1 protein-coding gene is annotated in these 350 nt (G+C 42.6%); it reads right to left on the minus strand.

Features of this window, described 5'->3' with window-relative positions; all coding sequences use genetic code 11:
* A partial coding sequence (locus P5683_RS26025; protein WP_315645956.1) for a DUF4005 domain-containing protein occupies positions 1–236 on the minus strand: 236 nt, incomplete at its 3' end.
* Positions 237–350: the final 114 nt, after the last annotated feature.

A 350-nucleotide genomic window follows, 5' to 3' on the forward strand; every position in this document is an offset into this window, starting at 1 on the left:
TCACATCTGACTGGTACTGGTTCACTTGCCTTAAACGATAGTGTTTTTGTTAACTGGCTGTACCATGTTCCTTTGGTGAAGTTAGAATCATTGAATTTGATTGTTTGTCGTGGGTTACGAATACTTCTGAACTTGGCATCACGGCTCGCCGTATATGCTTGATATGCGTCAAATATCGCGTTTTGTCTGATCTGGCAAGGCGTTTCTTTTACCCACTGAGGTAAATCTGATTGCATTACCAGATTTCTTAACTTCAGCTTACCAATCCTCCGCGTCGAGCTTCGCTGCATAGCTATGGCTTGGTTAAAACAATAACGGCAAGCCGCCAGCCATTTTTTCCAGGTTTTTTT

The organism is Limnospira sp. PMC 1279.21 (assembly GCF_032349615.1).
In the GTDB taxonomy this organism is placed as follows: Bacteria; Cyanobacteriota; Cyanobacteriia; order Cyanobacteriales; family Microcoleaceae; genus Limnospira; species Limnospira fusiformis.